Consider the following 773-nt stretch of genomic DNA (forward strand, 5'->3'; position numbering starts at 1 on the left):
GCCATGGACTGCATCAGAGAACTGGGGATCAGCATGGCAAAATTAACGATCTTGCACGCCACACCGTAGCCGGAAGATGCCTCCAGCCCCAACCGGTTGACGAAGGCGCAGAGCGCCAGAAAGGAAAGCTGGGTCAAAAACTCCTGCAAAGCCAGCGGCAGACCGATGCCCAGAAATTTTTTGCACTGGGGGTTCAGCTTGAAATCAGAGCGATGGATTTTGAAGGGCAGCTCCTTCTTCAGCAGCATTGCGATTGCACAGATTACGCTGACAGCTTGTGCTGCTACCGTAGCAATGGCGGCACCGGCAGCATCCAGATGAAAACCAGCCACCAGCACCAGATCGCCAATAATATTCACAATGCACGCCACCAGCACAAAGATCAGCGGAGAGCGGCTGTCGCCCAGACCGCGGAAAAGAGCCGAGAGCATATTATAGGCTACAATAAAGAAGATGCCGCTGCCGCAAATGCGCACATAGCTGGCGGTCAGGTCTAGGGCTTCGGCAGGAGCCTGCATCAGACTGGCAATAAACCGTGCAAAAAACACCAGCACCACGAACAGTGCAGCTGCCAGAAGGGTGAACACAATAGCTGCCCCGCCAATGACTTGCCCGATGTACTGCGGTCGTTTTTCGCCCAGATAGCGGGCAATGAGCACTGTGACACCCATGGCAAGCTGGGTGACAACAAAGGTGACGAGGTTGAGTACCTGACTACCGGTGGAAACCGCAGACAAGCCTGAAGTGGAGCCAAAGCGCCCCACTACCAGAAG

General features: G+C 55.0%; 1 protein-coding gene. It reads right to left on the bottom strand.

The window, feature by feature from the left end; all coding sequences use genetic code 11:
* A partial coding sequence (locus C4N24_RS15010) for an MATE family efflux transporter (protein WP_181573126.1) occupies window positions 1-773 on the bottom strand: 773 nt, incomplete at both ends.

Origin of the sequence: Faecalibacterium prausnitzii, from assembly GCF_003287405.1 — a bacterium.
GTDB lineage: Bacteria > Bacillota > Clostridia > Oscillospirales > Ruminococcaceae > Faecalibacterium > Faecalibacterium intestinale.